Source organism: Paenibacillus massiliensis subsp. panacisoli DSM 21345 (assembly GCF_000426545.1).
Taxonomy (GTDB): Bacteria; Bacillota; Bacilli; order Paenibacillales; family Paenibacillaceae; genus Paenibacillus; species Paenibacillus panacisoli.
In genome coordinates this window covers 237,844-251,820 of the sequence record NZ_AUFO01000012.1, presented here as the reverse complement: position 1 = coordinate 251,820, position 13,977 = coordinate 237,844, and the positions used below count along the sequence as shown (strand labels likewise).

Annotated in this window: 12 protein-coding genes and 1 pseudogene; 2 read left to right on the top strand and 11 right to left on the bottom strand. The window is 50.8% G+C overall.

Annotated features, from left to right (window positions below):
- From K331_RS30985 to K331_RS0112575, 8 genes and pseudogenes are all read right to left on the bottom strand, one after another.
- Positions 1–282: pseudogene (locus tag K331_RS30985) on the bottom strand (hypothetical protein); the annotation flags it as partial.
- A gap of 1 nt (position 283) precedes the next feature.
- Positions 284–1,018, bottom strand: coding sequence for a hypothetical protein (locus tag K331_RS29455; protein WP_028590573.1), 735 nt, complete (start codon positions 1,016–1,018; stop codon positions 284–286).
- A gap of 56 nt (positions 1,019–1,074) precedes the next feature.
- Entirely contained in the window at positions 1,075–1,581 is a 507-nt protein-coding gene (locus K331_RS0112600; RefSeq protein ID WP_028590572.1) for a DUF4280 domain-containing protein, read from the bottom strand.
- A gap of 79 nt (positions 1,582–1,660) precedes the next feature.
- A complete protein-coding gene (locus K331_RS0112595) occupies positions 1,661–2,305 on the bottom strand; it encodes a hypothetical protein (RefSeq protein WP_028590571.1) in 645 nt (214 codons plus the stop codon).
- 13 nt (positions 2,306–2,318) lie between these two features.
- Positions 2,319–2,831: a hypothetical protein gene (locus K331_RS0112590; RefSeq protein ID WP_028590570.1), complete on the bottom strand. Its 513-nt coding sequence runs from the start codon at positions 2,829–2,831 to the stop codon at positions 2,319–2,321.
- A 13-nt stretch (positions 2,832–2,844) separates the two neighbouring features.
- The gene (locus tag K331_RS0112585; protein WP_028590569.1) at positions 2,845–3,948 is read right to left on the bottom strand and encodes a pentapeptide repeat-containing protein; all 1,104 of its coding nucleotides are present in this window, start codon (positions 3,946–3,948) and stop codon (positions 2,845–2,847) included.
- 22 nt (positions 3,949–3,970) lie between these two features.
- A complete protein-coding gene (locus tag K331_RS0112580) occupies positions 3,971–5,467 on the bottom strand; it encodes a hypothetical protein (RefSeq protein ID WP_051289816.1) in 1,497 nt (498 codons plus the stop codon).
- A gap of 255 nt (positions 5,468–5,722) precedes the next feature.
- On the bottom strand, positions 5,723–6,835 hold the full coding sequence (locus K331_RS0112575; RefSeq protein ID WP_028590567.1) for a WG repeat-containing protein: 1,113 nt from the start codon (positions 6,833–6,835) through the stop codon (positions 5,723–5,725).
- A gap of 392 nt (positions 6,836–7,227) precedes the next feature.
- On the opposite strand from K331_RS0112575, the gene K331_RS0112570 reads away from it, so the two are divergent.
- Positions 7,228–9,171, top strand: coding sequence for an NAD(P)/FAD-dependent oxidoreductase (locus tag K331_RS0112570; RefSeq protein ID WP_028590566.1), 1,944 nt, complete (start codon positions 7,228–7,230; stop codon positions 9,169–9,171).
- 423 nt (positions 9,172–9,594) lie between these two features.
- Here the strand turns inward: K331_RS0112570 and cysK are convergent, their stop codons facing one another.
- Positions 9,595–10,536, bottom strand: a complete 942-nt coding sequence (gene cysK / locus K331_RS0112565; RefSeq protein WP_028590565.1) for a cysteine synthase A — start codon at positions 10,534–10,536, stop codon at positions 9,595–9,597.
- Positions 10,537–10,985: 449 nt separating this feature from the next.
- Between cysK and K331_RS0112560 the strand changes: the two genes are divergently transcribed.
- The gene (locus K331_RS0112560; RefSeq protein WP_028590564.1) at positions 10,986–11,978 is read left to right on the top strand and encodes a serine hydrolase domain-containing protein; all 993 of its coding nucleotides are present in this window, start codon (positions 10,986–10,988) and stop codon (positions 11,976–11,978) included.
- A gap of 167 nt (positions 11,979–12,145) precedes the next feature.
- Here K331_RS0112560 and K331_RS0112555 read toward each other — a convergent pair whose 3' ends face one another.
- Both K331_RS0112555 and K331_RS0112550 read right to left on the bottom strand, forming a co-directional pair.
- Entirely contained in the window at positions 12,146–13,345 is a 1,200-nt protein-coding gene (locus tag K331_RS0112555; protein ID WP_028590563.1) for a DUF4179 domain-containing protein, read from the bottom strand.
- Positions 13,317–13,910 (bottom strand): RNA polymerase sigma factor, encoded by a 594-nt coding sequence (locus tag K331_RS0112550; RefSeq protein ID WP_028590562.1) that lies wholly within the window; start codon positions 13,908–13,910, stop codon positions 13,317–13,319. The genes K331_RS0112555 and K331_RS0112550 overlap by 29 nt, the downstream gene beginning before the upstream one ends.
- Between the last annotated feature and the right edge of the window lie 67 nt (positions 13,911–13,977).

The window sequence follows — 13,977 nt, the reverse complement described above, 5'->3', positions numbered from 1 at the left end:
CTTCTCCGGCATGAGATACCATACCTGATTGCCCTCGGCTGAATACGGGAACCACTGAGCCGCTTGTGGTGGCTGCTTGTCTAGATCCAGATGCAGACGCACCTGATTCCGGCTGACCTCGATAATCTTGCCTTCGATCGACGCACCGATAATGGTCTGGTTGTACCTCTTGGGTACTCGCAGCCCTTCGGGAATGGCACACTCGTAGGACCAGGTCATGAGCCCTCGTACCAGCTTCCCTTCTCGCCGGGTAATCACATAGACTTCGTGTCCCCGATGCACCTCATCCCCTAATTGCAGGATACGATCCCATTCGAACGCATAGCGGGTATAATCCTCTGCACGTACGCTCACTCCACGGTTCGTGACTTGGTCTAGATAAGGAGCGAGATTTCTTTTCAATGTAAAAGGTACGCCCTCCAGTTGAATCTGCTTGCCGGTCTGTGGAATCCCGATCCAGATCTGAGGGCGATGGGACAGTGTATTCGGAATGAGCGCGGCCCCCGCATGCGAGGCCAAGCGCTGCAGGAAAGCCCAGTCCGTCTCCTGTATATTGCAGAATGAACTGCCCTGTAGCTTGCTTGCCAAAGGCTTCATCGATCTTGTCTGCTCCTGGATAGTCGGCGAGTACGGCATCTACAATCTCTACAAATTGTTGATCCACCCGCTGGAAGGATCGATTCTTGAATTCGGTATCCAGCTTGAAGCTGTGGGAGATGATCTCCAGATGAACCGTGGCCTCCTCCGGGGCATGCTGTACTTGTACATCATACAACTGCCCCATGAACAAGGGACATCTTGTACCCTGCTCGTCATCGTACCATAGCTCGATATTGTCGTCCGCACTGGCTTCCTTGAGAAGAGACTCAGCCAGCATAGGGTCAATGCTCCCCTGTATGCTTATTCGGGCGTGCTCTCCCCATTCCTGAAGCATGTCTAGCTGTTGAAGACGGATGCTGCCGTAGGGCCAGACGACATGTATTTGTTGATAGGTCAAGCGGTCCTTCACTACGTTCATACCCTTGTCTCCTTGGTTATTTTTGATTCACTGATAGATGCAAAGGACGAGCGTATCTAACCGTCTTGTCCGTCGTCCACAATCGAAATGATTCCACCACCCTGAGGGGTATCGCCCCCTAGCAGGGCCGGTTTAGTCACTCGTTTAGCCATCAAGGGAATCCCGGGATTCACCAGTTCATTCAGCATATCCATGGCCATATTCGGCTTACAATTGCATGTTAACGTGCAATTACTTAACAGAGCAGGGGCTCCTTCGATGAGTACATCCTCTTTCCCTCCCGTCCATTTGGCTCCGAATTCTATCTGGGGCTCGCAGGGGAGTCCTTGTAGCACCTTGCATAATCCAAAAGCATATTTCTCGCTTATGTTGGCGCCGCATACGGCATCTTCTACGCTTAAGACAGGCTTGTCCTTGATATAGACACCATGACTACTTGTCATATTGAGCACACCTGGATCTGTGCCCTGACTACATTGCAAGGTGGCGCCCCTCACCACATACGTCTTTTCCCCACCAAGTAACCCCTGGCTTAAGGCCTTAACCAGCATCTCTAAAAGCATGTTCAGCCTCCTTCTGATCGGATCATGTTCAGTCCTATCTATTTCATCCCATTCATATTTCGCTTCCCGGTATTTCACATCATGGATTCGCCATATCAGCTCGCTCAGCCCATGTCGCCGTGCGGAAGATCGCGTAGATGATAGGAGTCCACATAGACGCCTGCTCCAGCTTGAATTGACAGCTCACCATGAACGACCTCTCTCGCCAAGAGCGCACGAATCCAATCTGCAGATATGGAGTGGGCAGCACCGGGAAGACGCAAGTATAGCCGTGTACGTGGATATCTTGAAGCGGTATAAGCTTCTCCTCCACCCTCATCATGGCAGGCTGCGCACGTTCCATCTGGCGTAGCAAGTGCTCCTGATATTCTTCCACCTGTGCAGGAAGCAGTTCTTGCTCACTATGGTGAATACCCAACAAGATCCCCTGCTCTTTATCTCGAAGCGTCCAGCTCCCAGGCTTCCTACTGGCTTGCTGTGCAGGAGTCTCAGGAATCCAGCTTACGGGCAAGTGCAGGGTGAGATCACCATCCAATAAGGTGACCGGATGAAATGAAATCTTCTGCCCCTCCGGCAACGCCAATGCGCCATGCGGAATCTCCTCTACAGCTTGCTCTGTGGTTATAAGCATCCAGCTCTCTTCATTCTCAGTTGTGTCCAATTGCTCCCGCAGCACTTGCTGATTGCGCAGCTTCAGGAACGTTTCATCCCAGTACATATTCAAGTCCTTCCTCCCCTCACATGAACTCCAGCTTATGCAGTCGGAAGCCCGTAAGACTACGCCGAAGCAGACTTTCTGCAGCCTCCAGACTCACGATGAAGTAGGTCTCTCTTACACCGCCAAGCCGAAAGTAATGATGCGCCTTGATCTGTGCTGCATCCAGCACAAGCCGCTTCAGGGTCTGATCATGCGGGTGGAACTCTGAATGAATGGAGGTCCCCTCTACTGCAGGTACGTGAGCTATCCAATAGAGCTCCTGATGGTTCGTGTCTGGGCTCAAGAGATGGATTTGCTTCCAGCGAATATGTACGTTGTACAGCTCCAGAATTCGTTTCATGGTATCCGACACTAACGGCTGCTCCCTGGATACAGGAAGCCAATCTGTATAATCCTCCTCCGCAGCATCCTGAACCTGCCATACTTGTGCAGGAGGCATTCGGATGAACGGCGTATCCAGTAGGTCAGGATGGACCAGCTTGAGACGGCGAGAAGTACGATCCTCATCTACAAGTGCATAATATTGGTGCATAGCATTATCCCCCTTACTCCGTCCAGATGATAGAACGGGATTGAAGCTCGCTCAGTTGCCAGCTCTGGCTGTACTTATGTGGTACACGAGTCCCTTGCATGGAGGCTCCCTCGAAGTAAGCATGCTCAAAGCCTTCCGCATCCGTAAAATCCACCCCATCCAGACAAGCATGCTCGAAGCGTACCCCGCATAGCCCCGGTGAACGTTCTCCCCCTTCTCTTCTGGCTAGTGCACTGGCGCGGCGAAAGCTGGTGTTCGCAAGCTGACTGAATCGAAAATCGGCATCCGTCAGTAAGGAGTCCTCAAAGCTGCTCCCCTGCAAGGCGGCGTACTGCCAGCGGCTTCCAATCAGAATACATGCTTCGAATCGACTGGCAATGAGTTCACTATGGCTGAAATCGTTGTATCGTAAATCCCGCTCCGCTATATGCAGATGCGGCCATGCAAGCTGCTTCAGATTCTCGTAAATATACGGCTTGTCCTCATCCGCTTGCAGCAATTGCTCCACCCGTTCGTCGGCACTTCTCACTTCCATATCCTCGATATATGCACTCTCACTGAAATCCCGATATTCGCCCGTTCGAATCATGAGACGATTCGCTTTATCAATGCCCTGATACTCCGGCAACTCTATGGCAGCAGGCAATGCCAAGTGGAGAAGAGCCTTCATATATTGGTGAAAATGAGGAATCAGCCCCAATACCAGATGCTCGACATCTGCAGGATGAATGGAGCCCATGTATTTTTTGCGTGCCTGCTCCAGCTCTAGTACCATCTGCCCCAGGGGCGCATACGCCCACGAGGCATCATAAGTGCAGCGAATCTCTGAGTCGTCCGTGTACCACCCGGCAGAATAAGCCTCCACCATATACAGGTACGACTGCTCCAGCACCTGTGTACGCAGCAGGGAATAGTGAATATAGCCGATCGGTCCTTGATGACCCCATTCCTGCTGCTGATGGATCTGTATGCATAGCTGTCGGAACGAAGCGAGGATATCCGTGATCAACTGTCCCTGGCACTGATGAAATGTAGTCTCAAGAAGGTCCAACTGATGATTGAGGAGCGGGGCCACCTCCTGTTCTCTGAAGTGTTGCAACGCTGACAACCTGTCCATGGCTGTGAGTCCTCCCGTCTAATCAGTTCATTTTGATTTCGGTGCCAGAAATGATCGTCTTATCGTTAAGTGTCACGGTATTCCCCTTGCCCGAGAGCTCGATCGTCTCGGCAGAGAGCTGAATATTGCCCGCATTCATGACAATGTCAGAGGCCGCACTGATGCTCACATTCTTACCGCTGACGATACTAATCCCGGTATTGTCATTCATAACGATAGACATGCCATCTCCAGAAATGACAATTTGATCAGGAGCCAGCATAATTTCTTTACCATACTTGGTCCGGAGCGTCTTGATGGCTGGATCGGCCATTCGATCTGGTGCGGGAGTCGCCGCAGCTACAGAAGGAGCAGGAGCAGCTGCGGCCCGAAATGGGGCAGCTCCGGATGAAGCCCGGCTGGATGAGACAGACGCCACTCCACTTGCGGAAGAGGGTGGTCTCGCAGCAGGCGGTTGAGCCTGACGCTTCACTGAACTGATGGCATAGCCCTCCTCTTCCTTGTAGCTTGGGAAATAGATACGGATGCTGTCCCCTTCCTCCGGCATGCAGTACCAGCCTGTATTATCCGCGGAGGCATAGATGGTAGAGTAAGGGAACCAATAATCGGTATTAGGGTCCTGCTGATCGTCCATATCCAGCTTGGCGCGTATTTGGTCCTGCCGGACACTCAGCACACTTGCCTGAATCGAGGCGCCAATAATTGAGCGATTATAGTCCTTGATTGGACGCAGCCCACTGCGGGGTGACAGCTTGACGGTGTGCATCAGCACACCATCACGCATTTCCGTTACGACCTCGGCCACAAGCAGCAATTGACCTTTGAACGTCACCTCATAACCCGGCTCCAGCAGCTTCTCACTCTGAGCCTCGTACTGTATAAAGTCCGTATCACGTACGCCGGGAATACGATTGTCTTCAGCCGTCTGATACGCTGCTACCCGCTTGGTTGCCTTATAGTAAGGAGATTGCAGCTCTCCCTTGCTTAACCCCATAGGCATTCCAAAATAAAACTTGGGAACACCGTAGCCCACTGCCGGGATTAGAGGGGAGTAGAAATGTGAGGCCATCCGCTTCAGGAACTGCCAATCGGTCTCGTCATACTGCATGATGAAGGTCCCTATTTCCTTCTGCTGGGTGACCACATCCATCGCTTCCCCTTTGGGATAATCCGACATGATCTGCTCGATTAATCCAGCATAGGTAAGCCGAGGATTCTGGAAGGATCGCGAATGTCGCTTAATATCCAACTGATAGGTATGTGAGATCGCTTCAAAGGTCAGATAATGAACTCCATGCATGACCTTCTCCTCCACATTCAGGGCAATCCCACGAAATAGTGCCTGACGCTTACCCGACTTATCCCTCACGAATGCCTTGACCTCGGTCTCTTCATCTGAGGCGCGTACATATCGTTCTCGATTCTCTTCTGCAATAATGCCGCTGCATATCATCCGTGCATGATCATTGACTGTCTTGACAATCCTCAGCTCATGTAACCGAATAAAGGTGTATGGCATGACTTCAATGTGACCATAAGTTATCGTAGAATCCACTTGAACCCTCCTTGATCATTGAATAATTTCAAATAATGACCAAAAATTTCTATAAGATTTTGATTATCCATTATATACATCTATAGGATGAATGAGGGTATTGATTTACAGAAAAGACCATTCGAAATAGAAATTGTATTAAGCCACAAAAGAAAGAACCAGCCCTTCATTGAAGAAGTGCTGGCTCTTTCAGCTTCGATCCAGAGAATCTTTATTTTTTTATTTTTTCACGCTGCTATTCCTTACGGATTTAGCCAGAATATATCCCTTGCCGTCTTTGATTGCAATTGCATAGCCCCGTTGGAAAGATGATCCGTCCGTGTATTCCAGCTTCGTTAGCAGTCTGCCTTGGCGATCGATATACCCATATGTTCCACTTGGGTTATTTTTCGAGACAATACCTACACGAGCAAGCCCTTGGGAGAACTCTCCTGCAGAATTGTATTTCTGATACCCAATGACGAGCTTGCCCGCTGAATTGATGTACCCTACCTGTCTATTCTTATTAAACACAGCGGCGAGCCCTTCCGAGAAGCCCCAGGCATCTGCAAATTGGTGAGCGATTACAGTCTTCCCCTGCTTGTTAATGTAGCCCCACTTGCCCGCAGCATTCTGCACCGGAGCCAGCCCCTCTTGGAAATCCCCTGCCGAGACATAGCGGAACGGAATGACCTGCTTGCCCTTACTATTGATGTAGCCATACTGTCCTGCATCGTTGCCCACAAGAGCGAGCCCTTCCGAGAAGCTGCGGGCGTAGTCGAATGCATAAGGAATGGCCAGCTCCCCCTTGGTATTCACATACCCGAGTCGCCCTGTTGGCTTCGCATAGGCTGTAGCCAGCCCTTCGGCAAATTGAAATTCTGAATCATAGACCGATGACAGTGTTACCTTTATGGCCCCGACACGATCCACGAAGAACTCACCACCCTCCGCATCCTTTACATGGGCGATGCCCTCCGAGAAAGGAGCAGCCTCTGCATATTTACATGGAATTATGAGCTTTCCTTGCGTATTAATATAACCATATCGCTCTGTGGTCGTGTCCTTGACTATAGCTCGCTGCTCGCGAAAATCAGAGACAGCCTTCACGCCAGAAGGTAACGTAAATGCGGGCACGCCTTTAGTGTTGTAGTATACTCTCTCACCGTTCGCCAATTGAGAGAACAGCAGCCCATCGTGGAAGGCGCCGTCACTTTGCGGCCATATCGGCTCATGATCCAGGGCAGACTTCACGATCTGTATCTCCGTCTTCGCTCCAGCAGCCCACCCGGTCAAGGGGAGGGTTACCGTCATGCATAACAGCAGCAGTGTTGCTCCAATTTTTCTGATCATGCGTGAGCTCCTTTATTTTCAGATGATTGATCTGTAAATAAAAACCATTCCCAGTACATTAGACGTAATGATTACATAAAAGTTTCCATATTTTATCGTTTATCTCTGCCTATTTCAGGCCTGCTGAAGTCAAGCTCTACTCTAGAAAGATGAAGAAAATAAACCGTCATACGAAGGATGCGATAGATTGAGCCTGTTGAGGCTCCCTATCATGTCTTTAATCAGAGTTCAGCGAACAAAAAACATAAATTGTGACTATTTTCACTTACCCGTGTATCCACCTCCTATATATTTTAAATGAATTATATTACTCACGAGTAACATTTGGATTCGTCGTCTATTCCATTACAAACATGCGTTAACAGACACTATGCAGCAGGAGGTTCACATCTATGAGCTATTCGTACGACAGACTGTTCACCCCATTCAAGATCGGCAGCATGGAAGTGAAGAACCGGATCGTGATGTCGCCTATGGGCACCAACTCGGCAAGTCCCGATGGCAGAATTTCATTGGAAGAGATTGATTACTACGAGGAGCGGGCCAAGGGCGGGACTGGAATGATCATTCTCGGTGCACAATTTTTGACGGAGGATCTGGCACAGGGTGTGTTGGAGGGAATTGTGGAAAAGGATTATGTCATTCCGCTCCTGACTGATCTCGTCGATGCCGTGCAGCATCACGGTACGAAGATTATCGCACAGCTAAGCTGTGGTACCGGGCGTAATGCGTTGCCAGACCGTTCCGGGAAGCCCCCTGTGTCTGCCTCGGCGATCCCAGCCATCTATAACCCAGACGTCCTGTGTCATCCACTCACCGTCAAGGAAATTCAGACGATCATGGAACAATTCACCGATTCTGCAGCCCGATTGAAGCGGGCCGGCTTCGATGGTATCGAGATTCATGCCCATGCCGGTTATTTGATTGATCAGTTCATGTCCCCGATCTGGAACCAACGTGAGGATGAATACGGCGGAACGACTGAGAAACGGATGCGATTTGCCGTCGAGATTGTCCAGGCCATTCGCACAGCCGTTGGCCCGGACATGCCGATCCTGTTCAGGATCGCGCTGGATCATCGCTTTGAAGGTGGGCGAACCGTGGACGATAGCCTCGAAATGCTGCAAATTCTGGAGCGCGCGGGAGTCGATGCGATTGATATTGACGCAGGCTCCTACGAGCGGATTGATTATATTTTCCCACCAGCTTATCTGGGGGATGCCTGCATGGATTATATCTGTGCACCTGCTCGGCAGGCCGTGAGCATACCCATTCTGAACTCGGGCAGCCACACGCCAGAGAGTGCCCTGCGTCTGATCGAGTCGGGCGATGCCGACTTCGTGATGTTCGGACGGGCCCTCATCGCTGACGCCGAGCTACCGAACAAGCTGCGTGAGCAGCGGCGTGAGGATATCCGTCCCTGCATTCGCTGCAACGAGGAATGCATTGGCCGGATCATCGAGCGAAATACCAAGATTAGCTGCGCGGTTAACATACAGGCTGCGAACGAGAAGCGTTTTGCCATACATCAGACAGACACGCCCAAGAACATTGTGGTCATCGGCGGCGGACCCGCTGGTCTGGAAGCAGCACGGGTAGCAGCGCTCAAGGGGCACCGTGTGGCATTATACGAGAAAGAGGCGACGGTCGGCGGACAGGTAACCAGCGCAGCTACCCCTGAATTCAAAGGCCAGCTACGTGCCTTGATTGGCTGGTATGAGCGTCAGCTACAGCAGTCGGGTGTGGAGTTACACCTTCATTATGAAATGAAGCCAGAGGACCCGATCCTTGCAGCTGCAGATCATATCTTCATTGGTGCCGGTGCAGTACCGCTCGTACCACCGATCCCCGGCATTGACGGTAGTCATGTCGTGGGTGCAATCGAAGCACATTTGCAGAAGGAGCTTGTCCGCGGGGAGCACATTGTAATAACTGGAGGTGGATTGACCGGCTGTGATCTGGGGCTGGAGCTCGCTATGGAAGGCAAGCAGGTGACGATCGTTGAGATGCGACCTGAGGCAGGCCAGGATGTGATGTATATTAACAAGGCAGCATTAATGCCGATGCTCGACAGCTATGGTGTGAAGATACTCGGTGGGCATAAGGTTCTTTCCTTTGAAGAGAATGGCTTGCATGCCGAGCGCAGTGACGGCACCAAAGTGTTCATTGAAGCAGACACCATGATCAATGCATTTGGTATGCGAAGAAATTACGCGATTGCTGAGCTTATTCGAGCCACGTATGGGCACAAGACCAGTCTCATTGGGGACTGTGTAAAGATCGGCAAGGTGGGCAGCGCCGTGCGTTCTGGTTTCTATGCAGCGAATTCCATTTAGGAGCAGGATGACCGGGTCCTGCACTTCTTGCTGATTGTACCACTTACTGCCTCGACCAGATTACCTGTGAGTGTACAGGCAGCTTCTGCAAGTGGGAGCCCAGCCGGCCCTGTCGGCCATTGGTAAGCTCGCTGTCAACGTACTAACATACACGCCATATATAAAAAGAGCCAAACTCCCGTTCATTGATGGGAGCTTGGCTTTTTGCCTTATCCACTTCTGAAATAACACCTCATACGCCTACGTCGAACCAGAACGTACAACGATTGTGCCCAGAATTGTAACTTCATTCCGATTTTCCATGCTTTAAGTATTTGCTGTATTTGCTGTATTGGCCGTTTGGGCTGCATTGGTTGCTCTTAACCGACCTCACCCAGCCTTACCTTATGCGGAAGCTTCGCTCCTCTACCCACCTATATGCGGCTAAGGCTGAGCATTCTCCAGCTCGAAGATACCTGAGCTTAAATAACGCTCCCCGTTATCCGGGGCAATGCACAGCACCCTACTACCCACTCCAAGGCGACGTGCCTCCTGCAGTGCTGTCCAGACTGATGCACCGGAAGAAGGGCCGACCAGTATTCCTTCCTGTCGTGCGAGCTGGCGCATCGTATTCAGCGCGTCTTCATCCCTGACCTGCATAATCTCATCGTAGACCTCACGATTCAGCACGGGCGGGATGAAGCCCGGGCTCGTACCGACCAACTTGTGCGGCCCAGGCTCCCCCCCGGAGAGCACGGGAGAGCCCTGTGGCTCCACGACCACAATCCGTAGATCCGGTAGCTCCTTGCGCAGCTCCTCCCCTGTCCCCGTAATGGTTCCACCTGTACCTGATGTTGCCACGAAGACATCTAGCCTGCCCCCCGTCTGCTGCATAATCTCCCGGGCAGTCGTACCGCGATGTGCATTCGGATTCGCCGGGTTCTCGAACTGCTGGGGCATGAAGCTGCCCGGGATCTGTACCAGCAACTCCTGAGCCTTACGAATCGCACCTGGCATACGCTCTTCCCCAGGGGTCAGAATGACCTCCGCTCCGTACGCCTGCATAATCTGAATCCGCTCCTTGCTCATGTTAGAGGGCATCGTGATGATGAGACGATATCCCTTGGCAGCAGCATTCATGGCTAGTCCGATCCCAGTATTCCCGCTCGTCGGCTCGATGATCGTCGCACCTGGCTGCAGTATCCCGTCACGCTCGGCCTGCTCGATCAGATTGCGCGCTGCACGGTCCTTGACGCTTCCGCTGGGGTTGAAGTATTCCAGCTTCACCAGCACCTCCGCGTCCTCGGGGCCTACGAGATTGCGAAGACGCACGGCCGGGGTCCCACCGATCAGGTCGGTAATATTGTTCACCGTTATGGCTTCCATACGATATACTCCACTCCCTGTTATCTGCTTAATAGCTTCTGTGTTATCTTGGTTATCCGAAAATGCTCAGTACAATACGAGCTACGCTACATTGAGCCTGCAAAATATGATTGTAATCTAGCATCCGCCTTGTAGCTTGTCAAATAGACCTGTTGGTACCATAGATGATGCAGCTCAAATTACTCCAATTCCAGTACCTCTACCAGATCAAATGTGAGTATTGAGTCGCTTTCCGTTAACCACTGCCCTTTCCAGATCATTCACCATGAAATTAAATTCGGTAAACGTACTTAATTAATAGTAGCTATAGGGGAGGGTCACTCACTGCTCAGGCTAAAGGATCCTGTGCGGAGCTAATGCTCTTCGACACGCAGCATGTACTTCATTATTACTGGTATAATAACAGAAAATAACAGGCATAGCGCCAAGCACCTACAGAAAGGAACCTTATGAATCTCTCCCATCTGGATACCATCATTTCACCACTTGACCTGAGAAGCTGTCTTATTAGTCACCAGGGGAAGCTGATATATGAGCATTATCGGAATATCGAGGCTGCAACAGATGTAGCCAAGATCAACTCCTGCACCAAGAGTATCGTGTCCGCGCTGATCTGCATTGCAATGGATCATGACATGCTGCCGGGTACAAGCACCCCCATCACAGAGTTTTTTCCGCAGCTAAGACACGACAGTGATTCGCGCAAAAAAGAAATTACACTGGAGCAACTGCTTACGATGACAGCCGGCTTCGATTGGACTGAGTTCGGCGGCGATAATTCCTTTCCCCGTATGACACGTACAGCGAATTGGGTGGAGTTCGCTTTGGCCCAACCGTTAAGAGACACGCCCGGGACACGAATGGAGTATAACTCCGGGGTATCCCAGTTGTTAACAGCCATTCTTGCTCAAGCATCTGGCATGTCCGTTGCCCAGTTTGCAGAGCGGCATTTATTCGGACCGCTAGACATAACAGCCTATTCATGGGAACAGGACCCGCAAGGCATCCATACCGGAGGCTTTGGTCTATGGATGCGCCCAGACGATCTACTCAAATTCGGAGAGCTGTACCTTCAACAGGGCGTCTGGGAAGGCCAAACGGTCATTTCACGCGAGCTGGTCGCCAGATCCACGCAGGCGGCTATACTTGTAGAGCCACCCTGGCGCGGAGGCTATGGCTGGCATTGGTGGTCTGATACCTATCAAGTCGATACAGGTCAAGCTGATACTAATCAAGCTGATTCACATGAGCGTCCTGATGTTTCCACGGAAAATGTCCTTAGGTACTACTATGCCCGTGGATACGGTGGACAGTTCGTGCATGTCATACCCCAGCTTGAGCTCGTCACAGTACTCACGAATGACAAGCGCAAGCGAGACAAGCCGCCTACGGAGGTGTTCGAGCGCTTCCTTGCACCTGTTCTGACGGGTATGCTCAGGTGAATATGAATATTCAGATTAGATGCTGATCCAAGCAACAATAGAAAACAGCCATCCGTCAGATTCCTTCGAACTGGCAGATGGCTGATTACCTATACTTTAATTTATCCGATGGATTATTCATGGACTTACTACTTTATCTGCTGAACGATCCTGCTCCTGATTATGAATTAACGCTCAAGCGGAACGTTCATCTCCAGTTCCTTGATATATGTCCTGTCTCCGTTGCTGATAATCTTCCCGCTGTCGTCCATCTTCTCACCAACAACACTCCAATCCGCAGGCTTCATAGTGAAAGTGAACGGCTTAATCGTAACGGATTTGGCGTTCGGACTAATGGCAGCATATAACTCATCCACGTGGTACTCGGTCAGAGGCTTGCTGTGGAAGAATCCGAGTCTCCGCTGCTCCAGCACCTTGCCTTGATCATCCACGATCTCATAATACATCATGGTCGGAGCATATTCTCCTGTCTGCTCAGGTGAAGCCGGTACCTCCCCTTTACTGTCCAGTACCAGACGTGTGCTCGTCGCCGTGGATTCCAGCTTCTCCACGGTGTAGCTGAAGTCTCCGCTGCTCTTCGTCTCATTCGGCTGAACGGTGAGCTTACTTTGGTCAAGCTTTACAGGCACCTTGAACTCATAAGCTCCATCTACTCGGGTCACCTCAGTACGAACGGTCAGTTCAAATTCATTCGGTAGGGAATCTACTTCGGTATATTCCGCGAAGACGGCATTCAAATTGGAGGGGTCATCTCCAAAGCTACCAAAGAGTGTAAGATTCTGACCATTAATCAAAATCTCGGGAGACTTAATGTAGCCCTTTTCTTGTTTTTCCTCAGGGATTTTGCGAGATGTAACCCACTCATTGTCCCCTCCCTCCATCTTGGCATCTATAGGAATGTATGGACTTGCGGCGTTCTCCGGAAAAATCTCACCCTCGCGCTCAATGGAGAAACTCAGACGAGTACCATCATACAGCACATTCGTCAGCGTCAGAGTAACACCGTCCTTCGTGACCTGCTCGAGCGGTTGCGTCAGAATGCCTTGATCCACGGCCCGCTGGATTTCATCCGCATTCAGTCCGTAGAACACTGCTCCGATACCCGGAATTTGCTTCAAAGCACTAGCCATCGTCGGCGACACAAAACCCGCTCCAACTACACCTGTTCCCAATACAGCAGCCACAGAGGCCGCAATTACAGTCCGTTTTACTATCTTGGATTTCGTTCGCTGTCTGGTCATGGTTCGTTCTCCTAACTTGTTCATGATTTCCTTACTCATACTTCCTCGCGGCATCTGTGAATCCTGAATCCTTTGCTCCAGCTGTTCAAGCTCTTGCTCATAAGTGCGAACGGGCTGTCTGTCCATGCAGAATTCCTCCTTTGCTTGTATGCTCCATTAGCTTACGACGAAGTCGTTCATATTTCTTGCGTAGGGTGGCTGGCTTGATGTTCATGATTGCCCCGATCTCATCGAAGCTGTATTGCTCAACAGCCTTCAGCAGCAGAATATGACGCTCCTCCGGTGTCAGATAGGTCAACAGCTCTTCAATAACTGTGGCATAAGGGGATACCTGCACGACAGGCTCCGTCTTCTTGAACTCATTCACCAGCTTCAGCCAGCGACTTTGCTTCTTCTTGATATTCATTAAATGGTTGTAGGCTATCTTATACAGCCACGCCGAGAAGGTCGCCTGCCTCTGATACCGTTCAAGATTCTCATAAGCTCTTATGAAAATATCTTGTACAGCATCCTCTGTCTCCTCATGGTTCCTCAAGATGTAATAGCAATAGGTATACATCTGGCGTTCAAATTCCAGAATAATGATCTCATAAGCCTCCTGCTCGCCAGCCTTGACCCGCTCTACGGCCTGTTCGATGCGCTGGTATTTATCACGTTTTACCTGCATGTCCCCGGGGATGGTTGCCTGCACTGGCTCACCTCCTTGTCTTGATGCCTATATAACAATTCTAAGAAAGTGTTTGTGACATCATTTGATG